Source organism: Streptomyces sp. NPDC020996 (assembly GCF_040641355.1).
Taxonomy (GTDB): Bacteria; Actinomycetota; Actinomycetes; order Streptomycetales; family Streptomycetaceae; genus Streptomyces.
Genome location: NZ_JBFADM010000013.1, coordinates 13,965 through 30,102 on the forward strand (window position 1 = coordinate 13,965; position 16,138 = coordinate 30,102).

The following is a 16,138-nucleotide window of genomic DNA, read 5'->3' on the forward strand; positions in this document are numbered from 1 at the left end:
ATGGTGTGACCGACGACGTGAACAGATTCGTGGCCGCCGAGCGGGCCCTGCGCCGCGCGGCTCCGCATCAGCTGCCGGACGCCGTCCACGAGGTGCTGCGCAGTCAGTACGGCGCGGACGTCGTGGAGTTCCTCATGGCCGACTACGGGCTGACCGTGCTCCAGCCGGTGACCCCCGCGGCGGGGCGCCCGGAGCCGCTGCCCGTGCACAGCAGTCCCGCCGGGCGCGCCTTCGGGTCTCAGGAGCCGTTCGCCGAGGAGCGCGGCGACGGCCGGGTGCGCCTCCACCTTCCGGTCAGCGTGCGCGGCGACCGCCTCGGTGTGCTGTCCGTCACCATGGACCGCGCGGCCTGGGACCGGGCCGACGTCCCGGAGCTGGCCGAGGTGGCGCAGGTCCTCGGCCACGAGGTGGTGGTGGCCGAGCGCGACACCGACATGTACCAGCGGGCCCGCCGGACCGACCGGCTCACGCTCGCCGCGGAGATGCAGTGGCAGCTGCTGCCCGCCCGGTCCTGTGCGCAGCCGGAGTACGCCCTCGGCGCCCAGCTGGAACCCGCCTACGCGATCTTCGGCGACAACTTCGACTGGTCCGCGACCGCGGACCGCCTGCTGCTGTACATCACCAACGGCATGGGCCAGGGGATCGGGGCATCGCTGCTGACCAACCTCGGCATCAACGCGCTGCGCAACGCGCGGCGCGCCGGCATCCCCATCGCCGACCAGGCCGCCCTGGCCGACCAGGCGATCTACGCCCAGTACCGGGGCGACGCCTACCTGTCCGTGCTGCTGCTGGACCTCGAACTGTCCACCGGCCGGATGCAGGTCGTGGACGCGGGTTCGCCGCGGATGCTGCGGCTGCGCGACCGGACCGTCTCCGCCGTCGACTTCGAGGCGCAGCTGCCGCTGGGCATGTTCGAGGAGACCGACTACGCGGCCCAGGAGTTCCGGCTGCGGCCGGGCGACCGGCTCGTCTTCGTCAGCGACGGGGTCCACGCGGTGGCCGCTCCGGGCGGCGAGCGCTACGGCGAGCACGCCCTGAGCCGGGCCGTCACGGCCACCCGCCTGCTGCCGGCGGCCGACGTCCCGGCCGCGGTCATCAGGGAGCTCAGCGGCCACCGCGGCTCCCCCGAGCCGGAAGACGACGCGCTGGTGGCCTGCCTGGACTGGTTCGGGGCGCGGCAGACGGCCTGACCGTCGGACGGAATGTCGTTTTCATCCGCTCCTGGGCGGTGCTTTTCCCGGCGTCGGCGGGCATCGTGGAGGCCGACGCGTTCGTCTGCCGGTCGTGCCCGGCTGGCGGAACGGCCCGATGCGCGGTGGGATCGAATGTGGTGCTCGCACAGATCCAGGGCACGCGAAGGGCGTTGGACACAGACCGCCTGGAGCCGCAGAAAGGGATGAACACCGTGACACGACCCAGGATCCTGGTGGTCGGCGCAGGTTTCGCCGGTGTGGATTGTGTACGCCGCCTGGAACGCAGACTCGCGCCCGGCGAGGCCGACGTCACCCTGGTGACACCGGTCGCCTACCAGCTCTATCTGCCGCTGCTGCCCCAGGTCGCCTCCGGCGTGCTGACCCCCCAGTCGATCGCCGTGTCGCTGCGCCGCAGCAAGAGGTACCGCACCCGGATCATCCCGGGCGGCGCCATCGGCGTGGACCTCGAGGCGAAGGTCTGCGTCATCCGCACCATCACCGACCGGACGGTCAACGAGCCGTACGACTACATCGTGCTGGCGCCCGGCAGCGTCACCCGCACCTTCGACATCCCCGGGCTCACCGAGCACGCCTTCGGCATGAAGACCCTCGCGGAGGCGGCCTACATCCGCGACCACGTCATCTCCCAGCTCGACCTGGCCGACGCCAGCGGGGACCCGGCCGAGCGCGCGTCGCGGCTGACGTTCGTGGTCGTCGGCGCCGGGTACGCCGGCACCGAGACCGCCGCCTGCCTGCAGCGCCTCACGCACGCCGCGGCCAAGCGCTACCCCCGAATCGACCCGGCGCTGATCAAGTGGCATCTGATCGACATCGCCCCGAAGCTGATGCCGGAACTGGGCGAGAAGCTGGGCCGCAGCGCGCAGGAGATCCTGCGCCGGCGCGGCATCGAGGTCTCGCTGGGCGTCTCCATCGCCAAGGCGGGCCCGGAGGAGGTCACCTTCACCGACGGCCGGGTGGTGCCCACCCGCACCCTGATCTGGACCGCCGGCGTGGCGGCGAGCCCGCTCATCGCCACGCTCGGCGCGGAGACGGTGCGCGGGCGGCTCGCGGTCACCGCTCAGATGTGCCTGCCCGGCCACGACGGCGTCTTCGCCCTGGGCGACGCCGCCGCGGTGCCCGACGAGGTCAAGGGCCACCCGGAGGCGATCTGCCCGCCCACCGCGCAGCACGCCACCCGCCAGGGCAAGCGGGTCGCCGACAACGTCATCGCGACGCTGCGCAACCAGCCGATGCAGCCGTACGCCCACCAGGACCTCGGTCTCGTCGTCGACCTCGGCGGCCACGACGCCGTCGCCAAGCCGCTCGGCCTCGAGCTGCACGGACTGCCCGCCCAGTTCGCCGCCCGCGGCTACCACTGGTGGGCGATGCGCACCAACGTCGCCAAGGTCCGGGTGGCGACGAACTGGACCCTCAACGCCGTCGCCGGCGACGACTTCGTGCGCACCGGCTTCCAGGCCCGCAAGCCCGCCAAGCTGAAGGACTTCGAGTACACCGACTCCTACCTGACGCCGGAGCAGGTGCGGGCGCACGTCGAGGCCGCCGGGCACAGGGGGACGTGAGAGCCGCGGTCCCGGCATGCCATGCTGGATCCCGGATCTCGACGTGAGGCGGGAGTGAGTACGGCGGCGTGAGGGAAGCGGGAGGGCCGGTCCGGGCACGGCTGCGGGATCGCGTCGCGGCGTGGGACCCGGGACTGCTGCGCCTTGCCGCGGGCCTGCGCACGGTGGGCGCCATCGCGCTCACCGTGTCCGTGCTCGCCCTGCTGCGGGCCGACGTGCCGCATCTGGTCGCGGGGGCCGTCGCGGCGATGGTCTTCACCTTCGCCATCCGGGAGAAGCAGCGCGCGCGGCAGGCGGTCACGCTCGCCCTCGGGCTGCCGGTGGCGCTGGCCTCACTGACGCTGGCGGCGCTGCTGCACGCCCGGGTGGTCGCCGGCGACATCGTCTTCGTCGTGCTCATCTTCTGCGCCGTCTACGGCCGCCGGTACGGCGACCGGGGCACCACGCTGGGCCTGATCGGCTTCCAGATGTACTTCCTGTCGCTCTTCGTCGGCGCCACCCCGCACATGCTGCCCCAGCTGTACGGCGTGGTCGCCGTCGCCGTCACGAGCAGCGCCCTGGTGCGTTTCGTCCTCGTGCCGGAGAAGCCGGCGGCCGTCCTCGACCGGCTGCGCGACGCCTTCCGGGCCCGGCTGGCCCGGTTGGTGTCGGCTCAGCTGGATCTCCTGGATGCCGGGAGCGACGAGACCGACAAGGCGCTGGCGGACGTCCGGGCGGGCACCGCGCGCCTGCACGAGACGGCCCTGATGATCCAGGGCCGGCTCGAGGAGGGCACCGCCGACGAGTCCGTGGCGCGGCTGGTGCAGCGCCGGGTGGCGGACGCCGAGATCGCCGCCGAGCGCCTCGGCCTGCTGCTGCTGACCGCGCGCAGCGCCGAGCGGGCGAACACGCTCACCCTGCACCTGCCCGGCGCGCCCGCGCCGCCGGGCGGCCCGCTGCCCGTGCGGGACGAGGTGACCGCCGCGCTGCGCCGGGACCTGCGGGCGCTGCGGCTGCTGGTGCTGCGGCCCGCCGCGGCCGGCGGCGCCGGGGTGGCGTACGTACGCAACCGGCTGCTGGGCTACCGGGACGGGGAGAACCTGCCGAAGGCGCCGCCCGCCGTCCAGGACGTCTTCCGGGGCGTCGGCGAGGCGGCTCGCGCGGTGCTGGGGCTGCGGGTGGCGCTCGACGGGCCGCAGGACGAGTCGGACGACAGCCCCTCCACGGCCCGCTCCCGGGAGGAGCTGGACGCGGAGAACGCGGCGATCGACGCGGGCGAGGAGCCGTCCGGCCGGGAGCCGGAGGGGCTGCGCCGGCCGACCACCCGGGCCGCCGTGCAGGTGGCGGTGGGGTCGTCGCTGGCGATCGTCGGCGGGGAGTTCCTCTCCAGCCAGCGCTGGTACTGGGCGGTGCTGACCTGCTGGATCGTGTTCATCAACACCGCCTCCACGGGCGAGATCCTGGTCAAGGGCTACCGGCGGCTGGTGGGCACGGTGCTCGGCGTCGTGGCCGGTCTGCTGCTGGCGGGGCTGGTGGGCCACCACACCTGGACGGCGTTCGCGCTGGTGCTGGTGTGCGTCTTCGCGATGTTCTACACGGCGCCGCTGTCGTACACGCTGATGTCGTTCTTCGTCACGGCGGCCCTCGGACTGCTGTACACGCTGCTGCACACCTACAGCCTGTCGGTGCTGGTGCTGCGGGTGGAGGAGACGGCGCTCGGCGCGGCCTGCGGGATCATCGCGGCGGCGTTCGTGCTGCCGGTGCACACCGACCGCCGTACCAGCGAACTGCTGGTGGCCGCCCTGGAGCGGCTCGCGGAGGTCACCGGGTCGGCCGTGGACCAGCTCAGCGGCGGGCCGCCGGCCGATCTGCTCGACCAGGCCCGCGAGCTGGACCGGGCGCTGGCCGACCTGCGGGCGGCGACCCAGCCGCTCACCCACCGCGGCACGCCGATGCGGGGCCGGCGCGACAACGCCCGCTATGTGGTCGCGCTCCTGGAGACCTGTGCCTACCACGCCCGCTCGCTGGCCGCGACGGCCGAGCTGCTGCCCACCCACCCCTCGATCGCGGCGGACCCCCGGCTGCGCCGGGCGGGGCAGCGCATCCTGGCCAACATCGCGACGATCTCCGCGCACGTCACGGACGAGCGGGCCGCGGGGCGGGTCACGACGGGGCCGACCATCGCCTCCCTGCTGGAGCCGGACGTGCCCGGCACCCCGCGCTACGGACGCGTCACCGACCGGGTGCTCCGGCACCTGCAGCGGCTCGACGAGGCGGTCCTGGGCCTGGCCCGGCCGTTGAGGGTGCCGGTGGCCGCGCCGGGGCGCTGACCGGCTCCGGAACCGGAGGCGGTGAACGGCCGCGGAACTCCGAGGCCGGCGGGGCCCGCCTCAGAAGTCGGTGGGCAGCCCGCTCGCCTCCGCGATGCCGCGCAGTTCTTCGTTCTCGTGGTGGCGCTGCCGGATGTAGTCGGCGATCTCGCCGAGCCGGACCGGATCGGCGGCGGTGTCCGCGTCGGTGACCACCCTGATCGGGCCGGTCTCCGCCATGTCGATCTCGACGACCTCGTTGTCGAGGCGGCCGGTGACGGCGGTGGCGATGACCAGGGCGGCCTCGTCGCGGACTTCCTGCGACACGCCCTGGGTCCGCTCCGCGTCGAGCGCGAAGTCGAGCGTGGGCAGGCGTTCCTCCTCGATCGCCCGCAGGACGGGTTCGACGAGGCTGAGCACGGCCCGGTAGTCCTCGGTGTCCATCCGGGTCCGCAGGAGGCCCAGGTAGACGTCGACGGGCCGGCCTTCGGGCGGCAGCTCGGATTCGTTCATGGGATTCGGGTTCCCTTCTCGCGGCCGCTCAGACGCGGCGCCAGCGGGCCATGGCGAAGGAGAACCCCCCGAACAGGACGAGACCGCCGGCCACGCAGGCGAGCAGCCACGGTCCGAGCGGGGTGTGGGCGAAGGAGCGCAGCGTGTCGTCCAGCCCCTTGGCCCTGTCGGGCCGGTAGTCGACAGCCGCGCGCACCGCGAAGGCGCCGGCCGCCGCGAACACCAGACCGCGGGCCGCACCGCCCACGACGCCCGTCACGTCCGTCAGCCGCCGGGCCCAGGGGGCCATCGTCGCGAGCTTGAGCTGCTTGCGGTACTTGCGGCGCAGGGCCTGGACGCCGATCCACACGCCCCCCGCGGCGACCCCGGCTCCCACGGCGCCGACGATCCACTGTCCGGCCGGCAGGTCGAGGACCCTCGCGGTGACGTCGCGGGACTGCCGGTCGCTCGATCCGCTGCCGGAGTCGCCGTGCGGGCTCGCCGCGAAGTTCAGCACGGACCAGGCGACGAAGGCGTAGAAGACGCACCGGACGGCGGCCAGCAGCCGCTTGCGGGCCTTGCGTCCGTCCGGCCCGGCCGAGCCGAACAGCGCCTCCGACAGCCGCCACAGCGCCATGCCGGCCAGTCCGAGGCCCAGCGCCCACAGCAGGACGGCGCCGAAGGGCTGCCGCGCGAGTTCGGCGAGCGCGCCGCCGCGGTCGGCCTGCCGGTGTTCGTCCTCGCCGAAGGCGATCTGCAGCGCGATCAGGCCCACGAGGAAATAGATGACGCCCCGCGCGGTGAGTCCGGCGCGGGCGGCGGTGTCCGTCAGCGAGCCGCGAGCCGCTCGTTCGGCTTCGTACCGGCCGGTGCGGGCCATGGCAGTCGGGTTCATGTGGACCTCCCGGGATGCGGATGCCCCGGCTGCGCCCGGGCACGCCCGTCCGAGGCCGGCCGTGCCGGTCGTGCGTCCGAGGGCGGTCATGCCGGTCAGGCCGGTCAGGACCGCTGGATGCGCCTGCCCCGGTGCACTCGGCCGAGGGCGTGCAGGTGTTCCAGGGCGTCCAGGACGACGGTGCGGTCGTGCCAGGCGAGCCAGCGGCCGGCCTCGGCGCCCATCACGTCCAGGGCCTTGAGCTGTGTCTCGGTGAGTCCCTCGATGGGACGCTCGAAGTGGGCGGAGACCATGCCCAGGCAGAGGCCCGAATCCGTGGTCAGCGGCGTGCTGTGGCAGGCCCTGCTGCCGGCCGCGAGGATGGCCTCGCGGGCCGGCTCGGTGAACACCGGGTCCGTCTGCACGTCCCGGACGGTGACCTGGGTGACGTTCCGGGCGGCCTCGGCGCAGGCCGTGCCGTCGTCTCCGACGTACCCGAAGAAGTCGACGAAGTCCGCGCTGAGGCCGGTGTGCTTCTCGATGCGCAGGCCGCCCATGGCCCGGTCGACCACCTGTACGTTGCCCATGTCGGTGCCGGCCACGGCGAGCGCCTGACTGAGCACGGCGCTCAGGACGGCGCCGCGGTTCTCGGCTCCGGTGCGGCGCGCCTCCGGGAAGCGCAGCGCCGGCTGCGGCGATCGGGAGCGCCGCGGGAACCACAAGTCCGCGCCGGGGTCGGGGCGGGGTACCGCGAGCACGGTGTCCGCCAGCGTGCGCAGCCTGATGTTGTAGCGCTGGGAGGCGCGCTGCATGAGCGCGAACGCGCTCTCCCCGTCGGGCAGGGCGTAGCGTTCCTGGAGGATTCCCTGGACCTGGGAGATCATCGGCCGGACGCGGAGCCTGGCGCGCACGTCGCGCAGCTCGGCGCGCAGCCGCTCCAGTTCTCCGTACCCCGCGGCGTGGTCCGCCGCCTCCCGTCCCGTCTCCGTCACGCGGTTACCTCGTCTCCGGTCAGCCGTCCGTTCACGCCCGCGTACCGAGACCGCGTGGCGACTGCGGCATCACTGTCCGGATCGTTCAGGAACACGGGGCCGGTGTCCACCTGAGCCCCGGGGACACGGGCGATGATCATTCGGCCAACGGTACCGCGGTGGGCCGGGGCCGGGTCTCGGCCGCCAGCAGGCGCCGGGCGGCTTCCAGGGCGTGTCTCACGTCCCGGGTGCCGGTGGACACGCAGAGGGTGTAGGCGACGTCCTGGGCCCGCCGGTCCGGTCGGCCGGTGCCGGTCCGGGTCTCCTCGGCCAGCAGGGCCTCGTACTCGTCGACGAGCTTGCGCAGGACGGTGGGGTGGGGGACGAGCATCGTCGGGTTTCCTCTTTCACCAGGGGAACGGGGAGGGGAAGCGGCGGTCCTCGGGGCCGTGGCCGGGCCGCCGGGGTCCCGGGGTGCCGGGGCGCCGCTCACGCCGCGGGCCGCTGTCCGGCGCTCCGCCCGCGCGCCCGCCGTTGGCCCAGGACCTCTTCGCGCACCTGGGCGCAGCTGCGGCTGATGAGACGGGAGACGTGCATCTGGGAGATGCCGAGCTGGTCGGCGATGCGGCTTTGTGTCATGTCCTCGAAGAAGCGCATGTAGAGGATGGTGCGCTCGCGCTCGGGCAGGCGGCGCAGACCTTCCTTGGCGGACTCGCGGTCGATCACCACGTCGTAGGAGCCGTCGGGGCCGCCGAGGGTGTCGGCGAGGCTGTAGCCGTCCTCGTCGGCCGACAGCTCGGCGTCCAGCGACAGGGTGCTGAAGCTCTCCAGCGCCTCCAGTCCGGCGGCCACCTCGTCCTCGGTGAGGCCGGTGTGGGCGGCGATGTCGGCGGTGGAGGGCTCGGGACTGCCCGGCGTCTGGGTCAGCTCGCGGCGGGCCACGCGCACCTTGTTGCGCAGTTCCTGCACCCGGCGGGGCACGCGGAGGGCCCACATCCGGTCACGGAAGTGGCGCTTGACCTCGCCGGTGATGGTGGGCACGGCGTAGCTCTCGAACGCGCCGCGCTCGGGGTCGAAGCGGTCGATGGCCTTCACCAGACCGAGCGCGGCGACCTGGCGCAGGTCCTCGACCGACTCACCGCGGTCGCGGAATCGGCTCGCGATGCGGTGGGCCATGGGCAGCCAGGCCGTGACGAGCCGGTCACGGATCGCCTCGCGCTCGGGGCCGTCGTCCAGGGCCGCGAAGCGGGCGAACAGTTCGGCGGTGTCGGGTGCGTCGTCATGACGCCGTACTGAAGAGGCTTTCGAACGGACGTTCGTGCCGGGACGGTTGGTGTCGGTCAGCATGCGGAATCGCTCCTGAACGGTCTTTTCAGGGAACCGCGGGAACACACCGCCGTCCGGACGCGCAAGGCACCGGACAGCCGCACGGGCTCCCGCTGGCGCGCCTCCGGTCCGAAGCACGAACCTCCGTCTGCCCTGCGTTCGCGGTGACAAACTCCGCAACGCCGCGAAGTTCACAAAAGCGGAACCAGGGCGGTGATGCATTTGCCTCCCGACGGCAGCCCGGACACGTGCACGTCGCGTGCCAGCCGGCAGACGATGGGCCAGCCGCGGCCGCCGAGCCGCTGGCGCCCCTGGGGGTCGACGGGCTCCGCGACGGCGGGCAGCGCGTCGCTGCGGTCGCTGACCGACACGCGTACGTCGGGACCGACCACGTCGACCCGGAAATCCGTGATGCCGCCACCGTGCAGGATGGCGTTGGTCGTCAGCTCGGAGACGACCAGCAGCGCGTCGGACAGGGCGTCGGCGTCGCACGGCCGGTGCAGGGCGCGGCACCGTTCGGCGACCGCTCGCCGCACGGCCCGGCGCGCTTCGTCCGGTCGGCCGGCCCGCCGCGCCGCGCCGCGGCCGACGCCCGGCAGTCCGGGGACGGTGTCGGTCCTGCTCTCGTCGCACATCGCCTGACTCCCTGGGGTTGAGGACGCTGGCACTCTTTTCGGTCAGGACAGGTCTCTACAACCGGCTGACCTCCGCAAGCCATGCCAAACCTCCCCCTCCCGGACATCCACCGCCGGCCATCGAGCGGCTCAGCGGGGGTACGCGGACTTCATGGGCGATGTCGTGCACTCGGACGAACTGCTGAGGCGGCTGCAGCGGGCGCGGGCCTGCGCGCGGGAGGAGCACCGGACGTGGCGGACCCGGAGCGACGATCTGACGGCGAGCGACCCGCAGGCGGCGCGCGACGCCGCCGTCCGCACCCTGGCCTACGAGACCGTGCTCCGGGTGCTGGACGAGATCCTCACCCCGGGCAGGCACACCGAGCCGCACTGACCGTTTCTGAAAGACCCTCCGCACCGGCCCGCTGGAGCGTCGGAGAGTGAAACAGGTCACGTGACCGGCTTTTCGGTACGCATTTTGCCGAAGGACGGTTTACGGTTCACCCATACGTGGTGACGGAGTGGACCGTACTGTCCTCCGGCGCCACCGTTTGCGGCCCTGGCTGGTTTCCCCCGTCCAGCCAGGGCTTTTTCCTGCGCCGGGACGAGGCCGGCGATTTCCGGTGACAATCGCCGTCCTCCGAGGTGCTCCGCGTCCGCGCAGCGGCTGAAATGGGCATAGGGAAACACCGGAAACCCATGCCGGCGAGGAGCCCCGCCTCATGACCAAAGCGATCAAGCTGCTGACCGTCCTCCCCCCGCCCCAGCGCCAGCGCCTGATGGACCTCGCGCACGAGGTGTCCTTCCCCGAGGACGCCCGGATCTTCGAGGCCGGGGGCCGGGCCGACCGCTTCTGGGTCATCCGCTCGGGCGCGGTCACCCTGGACCAGCGGATCAACGCGCTGCAACGGGTGACCGTGGCGAGCCTCGGCACGGGCGATCTGCTGGGCTGGTCCTGGCTGTTCCCGCCGTACCAATGGGACTTCGGCGCCCAGGCCTTCAGCCCGGTGCGCGCCTACGAGTTCGACGCGGCCGCGGTGCTGCGGCTGTGCGAGGAGGATCCGCGACTCGGGCTGATCCTGGTGCGCGGCATCGCCGAGATCCTCGCGCACCGGCTGGAGACGACCCGGGTCAAGCTCATGGAGTACGCGACCCACCGCCGCAGTCCGCTGTAGTACCTCAGACCCGGTAGCGGCGCAGCGCCGGCACCGCGGCGGCCAGGCCCAGCATCACTACGACCACCAGCAGGCCGCCGCCCGCGACCGCCGTACGGGTGCCGAAGACCGACCCGGCGGTGCCGTGCAGGACGTCCGCCAGGCGGGGGCCGCCGGCGACGACGACCGTGAAGACGCCCTGCATGCGGCCGCGCATCTCGTCGGTCGCGGCGGACAGCAGGATCGCGCCGCGGAAGACCATCGACACCATGTCGGCCACCCCTGCCGCCGCCAGGAAGGCGGCCGCGATCCACAGGTTGCGGCTCAGCCCGAATCCGGCGATCGCCAGGCCCCAGGCGACGACCGCGCCGATCACCATCCAGCCGTGCCGGCGGGCCCGGGAGAACGTGCCGGAGAACAGTCCGCCGAGCACGGCGCCGATGGGGATGGCCGCGAACAGCAGGCCGAGCGCGAGCCCTTCGCCGTAGGAGCCGTAGGTCTGTGCGGCGAGCTGCGGGAACAGGGCGCGGGGCATGCCGAGGACCATCGCGACGATGTCGGCGAGGAACGACAGCAGCAGCACCTTGTGCAGGGAGATGTAGCGGAACCCCGCCGCGATCTCCCGCACCCCGGCTCGCCGGGCCGCCGTCCCGGCGAGCGGCGGCAAGGAGGGCAGCCGGTAGACCGCCCACACGGTGACGCACAGCGCGAGGGCGTCGATCAGGTACAGCTCGGGCAGGCCTATGACCGGGATCAGCACACCGGCCAGGAGCGGGCCGACGACCTGGCCGGTCTGCATGACCGTCGAGCCGAGGGCGTTGGCCGCGGGCAGCTCGTTCTCGGGCACCAGGCGGGCTATGGAGGCGTTGCGGGCCGGGGCGTTCAGGCCCCAGAACGCCTGCTGCAGCGCGAGCAGGACCATCAGCACGGCGACCGAGTCGAGCCCCGCGGCGGCCTGCAGCCAGAACAGCAGCGAGGTGACGGCGATGCCGGTGTTGGTGATCAGCAGGAGCCTGCGGCGGTCCATGCTGTCGGCGACCGCCCCGCCCCACAGCGCGAAGACGATCAGGGGCAGCAGCCCGGCGAGGCTCGCGGCGCCGACCCAGGCCGAGGAGTGCGTGATGTCGTAGATCTGCTTGGGCACGGCGACCGCGGTGAGCTGGCTGCCGACGGCGGTGACGATCGTCGACGACCACAGCCGCCGGTAGGCCGGGATGCGCAGCGGGCGGGTGTCCATGGCCCAGCGGCGCCAGCCGCGCCGGGGCGGACCGGCGACGGCGGCGGGGGCGGGGGGCGGCGTCTTCGGTTCGGTGCTGCTCTCGCTGGTGTCCACGGGCTTCCTGGTTGCCGGTTACATCTTTCTCGTCCGGGGTTCACTATCGCAGCACTGTCTACGGAGCCGGGACGGACGGTCGAGAATGCCGGGACTCGGACCGGAACCCACCGTCGAGGAGGCCTGGGCCCGGCCCTCCCCCGACGGTGGGGAGGCCGGAGCCTCTCCCGGCGCCCCGCGGCACCAGAGAGGCCGAAGCCCAGCTCAGATCCGCGGAGCCGGAGAGGCCGAATGGGTCCGCCCCCTACGGCCGGGGAGGCCGGAGCCAGCCCGCCCCCGACGATAGGGAAGACCCGGGACCCGCAGCCGGAGAGGCCCGGACTCAACCCGAGACCCGCAGCCGGAGACGCCGGAGCCCAGCCCGGACCCACGGACCCGGAGACGCCAAGGTAGGTCCACCCTCGACGGCCGGGAAGGCCGGAGCCAGCCCGCCCCCGACGATAGGGAAGACCCGGGACCCGCAGCCGGAGAGGCCCGGACTCAACCCGAGACCCGCGCCCCGCGGTCGGAGACGACGCCGTAGCCCGGCCCACGGCCTTCGGTCGAGGAGGGCCGGGATCAGGCTCCGGCGACGAGGGTGACGCCGAGGACGATCATCGTCGTGGCGACCAGGCCGTCCAGCACCCGCCAGGCGGCGGGCCGGACGAGGAAGCGGCCGAGCAGCCGGGCGCCGAAACCCAGCGCGGCGAACCAGCACAGGCTCGCCAGCGCGGCGCCGAGCCCGAACGTCCAGCGCAGCGGGCCGCGGTCGGCGGCGATCGAGCCGAGCAGGAACACCGTGTCCAGGTAGACGTGCGGGTTGAGCCAGGTCATCGCCAGGCAGGTGAGCACCGCCCGCCCGCGGGACCCGGCCGCCTCGCCCTCCGTGCTCAGGGCGCCGCCCGGCCGGAACACGCGGCGGGCGGCGAGCACGCCGTAGCCCAGCAGGAAGGCGCCGCCGATCCAGCCCACCGCCGTCAGCGCTCCCGGCCAGGCCACCACGACGGCGCCGACCCCGCCGACGCCGAGCGCGATGAGGACGGCGTCGGACAGGGCGCAGATGCCGACGACGGCGAGGACCGCGTCGCGGCGGACGCCCTGGCGCAGCACGAAGGCGTTCTGGGCGCCGATGGCGACGATGAGCGACAGGCCGGTGCCGAAACCGGCGGCCGCGGTGGTGAGAGCGGGAGACACGGCCTCCACGCTAGGCGCCCCGGCCCCCGCGAGTACAGCTAAGGATTCTTACGTAGCATTAGCGTTCGTGATGACGGACCTTCCGCTGGACCTGGTGCGGACCCTGCTCGCGGTGGTGGACGAGGGCACGTTCGACGCGGCGGCGTCCGCCCTGCACGTGACGCCGTCCGCGGTCAGCCAGCGCGTCAAGGCGCTGGAGCAGCGCACCGGCCGGGTCCTGCTGCTGCGCACCAAGCCGGTGCGGCCGACCGAGTCCGGCGAGATCGTCGTCCGCTTCGCCCGCCAGCTCGCCCGCCTCGAACACGACACGCGGGCCGAACTGGGCATGAGCGGCGCCGGGGAGCCGACCCGGGTGGCGATCGCGGTGAACGCCGACTCGCTGGCCACGTGGTTCCTGCCGGCGCTGACCCGGGTGCCGGCCGAACCGCCGCTGCGCTTCGAACTGCACCGGGAGGACGAGACGCGCACCGCGGAGCTGCTGCGGGAGGGCCTGGTGATGGCGGCGGTGACCTCGTCGCCGGACCCGGTGCCGGGCTGCTCGATGCGGGCCCTGGGCACGATGCGCTACACGGCGGCGGCCACCCCGGACTTCGCGGCACGCCATCTGGACGGGCCCCTGCGGCAGGCCCTCCCGGACGCTCCGGTGGTCACCTTCGACCGCGCCGACGACCTCCAGGACGCGTTCGTCCGGCGGCTTCGGCCCGGCGCGCGGGGCGCGAGCACCGTACGGCACGCCGTGCCCACCTCGGAGGGCTTCCTCGGCGCGGTCGCCGCCGGGCTCGGCTGGGGCATGGTGCCCGAGCTGCACGCCGGGGAGCTGCTGCGCACCGGCCGGCTGGTCCCGCTCGCTCCGCGGCGTCCCCTCGACGTGCCGCTGTACTGGCAGCAGTGGAAGCTCGACTCGCCGGCGCTGGCCGCGGTGGCGGACGCGGTGACCGAGGCGGCGGCGGCCGCGCTCCGCCCGCGACCGCGACGCCGGGACGATCCGGACGACGTGGCCTGAGCCCGCAGCGCACCCGCCGGCCCACCCGGCCCACCCGGCCCACCCGGCCTACCCGGCCTCCAGGGCCGCCAGGGCCGCCAGGCGGGCCGCCGCGCTGTCCAGGAGCATGTCCAGGGCCGTCGGGTAGGCGCTGGTGACCATGCGGGTCGCCAGGAGGGGGGCCGCCTCCGCGATGCGGGGGTGGGTGGTGCGGGGCAGACGGGCGTAGGTGGAGCGCCACATGTCCTCGTCGGCGCGCAGCGCGGCGCTGGGCAGCGCCAGCGAGGCGGCGTCCAGGGCGGCGAAGCCGAGGGTCTGGTCGATGAAGGCGTGGTAGATCCGTACCGTGTCCGGCAGCGGGAACCCGGCGGTGCGCAGGACGTCCAGGACGGCCTCGTCGGCGGCCAGTTCGTTGGCCCGGCCGGTGACCCGGTTCGCCGTCAGCTGGGCCGCCTGCGGGTGGGCGACGTACGCGGCGTGGATGCGCAGCCCGATCGCGCGCAGGTCCGCCCGCCACTCCCCCGTCGGCCGCCAGCCGTCGAGCGCCTGCCCGATGAGCGCGTCGCCGATGGCGAGGGTCAGGTCGTCCATGCCTCGGAAGTAGCGGTAGAGCGTGCTCGGGTCGGCGTCCAGGGCCAGGCCGAGGCGGCGGGCGGTCAGGCCGGCGCTGCCGTGCTCGCGCAGCATGCGCAGCGCCGTCTCGACGATCAGCCGCTCGGACAGCACGGTCCCGCTCCTGGTTGGACGGCGCCGGCGCCGCTTGTCCTCCGGCACCACGGGCTTGGGCATCCGGGGCCCTCCTTCCCTGTGCACGCTTATGCCAACGCCATTGACCTTACGGGAGCGGGCGGCGTTGTATCGGCGCCGGGGCCCCACCGTCCGTAGACCTTCTGCCGAGGGAGTTGTCCTCATGCGTGTCCTGCTCGTGGGAGCCGGCGGTGTCGGCACCGCCGTCACCCGGATCGCGGCCCGCCGCCCGTTCTTCGAGGCGATGGTGGTCGCCGACTACGACCTGGCCCGGGCCGAGGCGGCGGTCGCGGCCGTCGGCGACGACCGGTTCCGCGCCGAGCGCGTCGACGCCGGCGACGAGGCGGCGGTGACCGGACTGCTGCGGCGGCACGACTGCGACGTGCTCCTCAACGCCACCGACCCGCGCTTCGTGATGCCTCTCTTCCGCGCGGCCTTCGCCGCCGGCGCCGGCTATCTCGACATGGCGATGTCGCTGTCGCGCCCGCATCCCGAACGTCCCTACGAGGAGTGCGGCCTCAAGCTCGGCGACGACCAGTTCGCGCTGGCCGAGGAGTGGGAGAAGGCGGGCGCGCTGGCCGTCGTCGGCATGGGCGTGGAGCCGGGCCTGTCGGACGTCTTCGCGCGCTACGCCGCCGACGAACTCTTCGACGACATCGAGGAGATCGGCGTCCGTGACGGCGCGAACCTCACCGTCGACGGCTACGACTTCGCGCCGTCGTTCAGCATCTGGACGACCATCGAGGAGTGCCTGAACCCGCCGGTGGTCTACGAGGCCGGCCGCGGCTGGTTCACCACCGAGCCGTTCAGCGAGCCGGAGGTGTTCGACTTCCCCGAGGGGATCGGCCCCGTCGAGTGCGTGAACGTGGAGCACGAGGAGGTGCTCCTCGTCCCGCGCTGGGTCGACGCGCGCCGCGTCACCTTCAAGTACGGCCTCGGCCGGGAGTTCATCGAGACGCTGCGGACGCTGCACCTGCTGGGCCTGGACCGCACCGACCCGGTGACCGTGCCGGGCGCCGCGGGCCCGGTGGCCGTCTCGCCCCGGGACGTGGTCGCCGCGTGCCTGCCCGACCCGGCGACGCTGGGCGAGCGGATGCACGGCAAGACGTGTGCGGGCACGTGGGTGCGCGGCACGAAGGACGGGTCTCCGCGCGAGGTTTACCTGTACCACGTCGTCGACAACCAGTGGTCCATGACGGAGTACGGCAGCCAGGCCGTGGTGTGGCAGACCGCCGTCAACCCGGTCGTCGCGCTCGAACTCATCGCCACCGGCGCCTGGTCCGGCTCCGGCGTCCTCGGCCCCGAGGCGTTCCCGGCCCGCCCGTTCCTGGATCTGCTGACCGCGTACGGCTCCCCGTGGGGCATCCGGGAGCAGTGAAGTCGCTCACGCCGGAAGTCGGTTGTTTCGCCT

General features: G+C 73.6%; 16 protein-coding genes. 7 read left to right on the top strand and 9 right to left on the bottom strand.

Annotated elements, in window-relative coordinates:
• The first annotated feature begins 17 nt into the window (after nucleotides 1–17).
• The 3 genes from AB0G63_RS12210 (at nucleotide 18) to AB0G63_RS12220 (ending at nucleotide 5,082) form a co-directional block, all read left to right on the top strand.
• Nucleotides 18–1,190, top strand: coding sequence for a PP2C family protein-serine/threonine phosphatase (locus tag AB0G63_RS12210; protein ID WP_360748294.1), 1,173 nt, complete (start codon nucleotides 18–20; stop codon nucleotides 1,188–1,190).
• Nucleotides 1,191–1,396: 206 nt separating this feature from the next.
• Nucleotides 1,397–2,773 (top strand): NAD(P)/FAD-dependent oxidoreductase, encoded by a 1,377-nt coding sequence (locus AB0G63_RS12215; RefSeq protein WP_360748297.1) that lies wholly within the window; start codon nucleotides 1,397–1,399, stop codon nucleotides 2,771–2,773.
• A gap of 68 nt (nucleotides 2,774–2,841) precedes the next feature.
• The gene (locus tag AB0G63_RS12220) at nucleotides 2,842–5,082 is read left to right on the top strand and encodes an FUSC family protein (protein WP_360748300.1); all 2,241 of its coding nucleotides are present in this window, start codon (nucleotides 2,842–2,844) and stop codon (nucleotides 5,080–5,082) included.
• Between the two features lie 60 nt (nucleotides 5,083–5,142).
• On the opposite strand, the gene AB0G63_RS12225 is transcribed toward AB0G63_RS12220, so the two are convergent.
• From AB0G63_RS12225 to AB0G63_RS12250, 6 genes are all read right to left on the bottom strand, one after another.
• Entirely contained in the window at nucleotides 5,143–5,574 is a 432-nt protein-coding gene (locus AB0G63_RS12225) for a hypothetical protein (protein ID WP_360748303.1), read from the bottom strand.
• A 28-nt stretch (nucleotides 5,575–5,602) separates the two neighbouring features.
• The gene (locus AB0G63_RS12230) at nucleotides 5,603–6,448 is read right to left on the bottom strand and encodes a DUF1206 domain-containing protein (protein WP_360748306.1); all 846 of its coding nucleotides are present in this window, start codon (nucleotides 6,446–6,448) and stop codon (nucleotides 5,603–5,605) included.
• A gap of 104 nt (nucleotides 6,449–6,552) precedes the next feature.
• Nucleotides 6,553–7,419, bottom strand: coding sequence for an ANTAR domain-containing protein (locus tag AB0G63_RS12235; protein WP_360748309.1), 867 nt, complete (start codon nucleotides 7,417–7,419; stop codon nucleotides 6,553–6,555).
• Between the two features lie 136 nt (nucleotides 7,420–7,555).
• Complete coding sequence (locus AB0G63_RS12240) at nucleotides 7,556–7,789, bottom strand: DUF5133 domain-containing protein (protein WP_360748312.1); 234 nt, start codon at nucleotides 7,787–7,789, stop codon at nucleotides 7,556–7,558.
• A 98-nt stretch (nucleotides 7,790–7,887) separates the two neighbouring features.
• Nucleotides 7,888–8,745: a SigB/SigF/SigG family RNA polymerase sigma factor gene (locus AB0G63_RS12245; RefSeq protein WP_360748315.1), complete on the bottom strand. Its 858-nt coding sequence runs from the start codon at nucleotides 8,743–8,745 to the stop codon at nucleotides 7,888–7,890.
• 170 nt (nucleotides 8,746–8,915) lie between these two features.
• A complete protein-coding gene (locus AB0G63_RS12250) occupies nucleotides 8,916–9,359 on the bottom strand; it encodes an ATP-binding protein (protein ID WP_360748318.1) in 444 nt (147 codons plus the stop codon).
• Nucleotides 9,360–9,510: 151 nt separating this feature from the next.
• On the opposite strand from AB0G63_RS12250, the gene AB0G63_RS12255 reads away from it, so the two are divergent.
• Both AB0G63_RS12255 and AB0G63_RS12260 read left to right on the top strand, forming a co-directional pair.
• Nucleotides 9,511–9,732: a hypothetical protein gene (locus AB0G63_RS12255; protein ID WP_360748321.1), complete on the top strand. Its 222-nt coding sequence runs from the start codon at nucleotides 9,511–9,513 to the stop codon at nucleotides 9,730–9,732.
• Nucleotides 9,733–10,060: 328 nt separating this feature from the next.
• On the top strand, nucleotides 10,061–10,513 hold the full coding sequence (locus AB0G63_RS12260) for a cyclic nucleotide-binding domain-containing protein (protein ID WP_360748324.1): 453 nt from the start codon (nucleotides 10,061–10,063) through the stop codon (nucleotides 10,511–10,513).
• A gap of 4 nt (nucleotides 10,514–10,517) precedes the next feature.
• Here the strand turns inward: AB0G63_RS12260 and AB0G63_RS12265 are convergent, their stop codons facing one another.
• Both AB0G63_RS12265 and AB0G63_RS12270 read right to left on the bottom strand, forming a co-directional pair.
• On the bottom strand, nucleotides 10,518–11,825 hold the full coding sequence (locus tag AB0G63_RS12265; protein WP_360748327.1) for an MFS transporter: 1,308 nt from the start codon (nucleotides 11,823–11,825) through the stop codon (nucleotides 10,518–10,520).
• 558 nt (nucleotides 11,826–12,383) lie between these two features.
• Nucleotides 12,384–12,998, bottom strand: coding sequence for a LysE/ArgO family amino acid transporter (locus AB0G63_RS12270; RefSeq protein WP_360748330.1), 615 nt, complete (start codon nucleotides 12,996–12,998; stop codon nucleotides 12,384–12,386).
• Between the two features lie 70 nt (nucleotides 12,999–13,068).
• On the opposite strand from AB0G63_RS12270, the gene AB0G63_RS12275 reads away from it, so the two are divergent.
• Complete coding sequence (locus AB0G63_RS12275; RefSeq protein ID WP_360748662.1) at nucleotides 13,069–14,001, top strand: LysR family transcriptional regulator ArgP; 933 nt, start codon at nucleotides 13,069–13,071, stop codon at nucleotides 13,999–14,001.
• Between the two features lie 48 nt (nucleotides 14,002–14,049).
• Here AB0G63_RS12275 and AB0G63_RS12280 read toward each other — a convergent pair whose 3' ends face one another.
• Nucleotides 14,050–14,769, bottom strand: a complete 720-nt coding sequence (locus tag AB0G63_RS12280) for a TetR/AcrR family transcriptional regulator (protein ID WP_360748333.1) — start codon at nucleotides 14,767–14,769, stop codon at nucleotides 14,050–14,052.
• A gap of 121 nt (nucleotides 14,770–14,890) precedes the next feature.
• Between AB0G63_RS12280 and AB0G63_RS12285 the strand changes: the two genes are divergently transcribed.
• Complete coding sequence (locus tag AB0G63_RS12285) at nucleotides 14,891–16,105, top strand: saccharopine dehydrogenase C-terminal domain-containing protein (protein WP_360748336.1); 1,215 nt, start codon at nucleotides 14,891–14,893, stop codon at nucleotides 16,103–16,105.
• Nucleotides 16,106–16,138 lie beyond the last annotated feature (33 nt).

What these genes read in the sequence shown, in the direction of transcription:
- AB0G63_RS12215 (WP_360748297.1), top strand. Translation starts at nt 1,397, where the DNA reads ATGAACACCGTGACACGACCCAGGATCCTGGTGGTCGGCGCAGGTTTC.
- AB0G63_RS12225 (WP_360748303.1), bottom strand. Translation starts at nt 5,574, where the DNA reads ATGAACGAATCCGAGCTGCCGCCCGAAGGCCGGCCCGTCGACGTCTAC.
- AB0G63_RS12230 (WP_360748306.1), bottom strand. Translation starts at nt 6,448, where the DNA reads ATGAACCCGACTGCCATGGCCCGCACCGGCCGGTACGAAGCCGAACGA.
- AB0G63_RS12240 (WP_360748312.1), bottom strand. Translation starts at nt 7,789, where the DNA reads ATGCTCGTCCCCCACCCCACCGTCCTGCGCAAGCTCGTCGACGAGTAC.
- AB0G63_RS12245 (WP_360748315.1), bottom strand. Translation starts at nt 8,745, where the DNA reads ATGCTGACCGACACCAACCGTCCCGGCACGAACGTCCGTTCGAAAGCC.
- AB0G63_RS12250 (WP_360748318.1), bottom strand. Translation starts at nt 9,359, where the DNA reads ATGTGCGACGAGAGCAGGACCGACACCGTCCCCGGACTGCCGGGCGTC.
- AB0G63_RS12255 (WP_360748321.1), top strand. Translation starts at nt 9,511, where the DNA reads ATGGGCGATGTCGTGCACTCGGACGAACTGCTGAGGCGGCTGCAGCGG.
- AB0G63_RS12260 (WP_360748324.1), top strand. Translation starts at nt 10,061, where the DNA reads ATGACCAAAGCGATCAAGCTGCTGACCGTCCTCCCCCCGCCCCAGCGC.
- AB0G63_RS12275 (WP_360748662.1), top strand. Translation starts at nt 13,069, where the DNA reads ATGACGGACCTTCCGCTGGACCTGGTGCGGACCCTGCTCGCGGTGGTG.
- AB0G63_RS12280 (WP_360748333.1), bottom strand. Translation starts at nt 14,769, where the DNA reads ATGCCCAAGCCCGTGGTGCCGGAGGACAAGCGGCGCCGGCGCCGTCCA.
- AB0G63_RS12285 (WP_360748336.1), top strand. Translation starts at nt 14,891, where the DNA reads ATGCGTGTCCTGCTCGTGGGAGCCGGCGGTGTCGGCACCGCCGTCACC.